The organism is Rhizobium sp. KNZ2-6A (assembly GCF_056755475.1).
In genome coordinates this window covers 1-618 of the sequence record NZ_JBNDIC010000145.1, presented here as the reverse complement: position 1 = coordinate 618, position 618 = coordinate 1, and the positions used below count along the sequence as shown (strand labels likewise).

Here is a 618-nt window from a genome sequence, read left to right as displayed (position 1 = left end):
CCGCCTTAAGAGCGGCGTTCTCGGCTTCATTGAAGACGCGATCCATATGCTTTTCGCTGCGCGGCGCAAAACGATGCAGTTGTGCAAGCGCCAGTTCCTCCTCAAGCTTGAAGACACGCTGCTCAAGGGCGTCTCTCTCAGCCCGCAGCGCAGCGTTCTCGGCAGCATTCGCCGCCAGAAGCGCCATCAGTTCCGCAACGGTCGGGGTGCCGGCTCGTGTCATCGTAGCTTTGAATCTGAGCCGCCACGCTCCGTCAACAGCTTTCAGCCGACAATCTCATATTGCCGGACAGGATGGCGCACCATCGCGTCGAGATCGATGCCGTCAAGCAGCCAGCGCAACTGTTCGGTATCGAGCGTCACGACCGGCACCTCGCGGCGGGGCCAGCGAAACCGGTCTTCGGACAAGGCCTTTAATATAAGCACGAACCCTGACCGCTCGAAGAATAGGAGTTTCATTCGGGTGCGCCGGCGATTGCAAAAGACGAAGACAGCTCGCTCGAACGGGCTCAGGCCCATCGACTGCTCAACCAGGATCGCCAGGCTATTGATCCCCGCACGAAAGTCGATCGGGTCCCGGTGAAGATAGACGCGAAGATCGTCAGCCAGCCGGAACAT

At 59.5% G+C, this 618-nt stretch carries 1 protein-coding gene and 1 pseudogene; both read right to left on the bottom strand.

The window, feature by feature from the left end; genetic code table 11:
- Positions 1 to 223: pseudogene (locus ACPYOP_RS32970) on the bottom strand (IS66 family transposase); the annotation flags it as partial.
- 41 nt (positions 224 to 264) lie between these two features.
- On the bottom strand, positions 265 to 618 hold a 354-nt coding region (gene tnpB, locus ACPYOP_RS32965), incomplete at its 5' end, for an IS66 family insertion sequence element accessory protein TnpB (protein ID WP_481414386.1).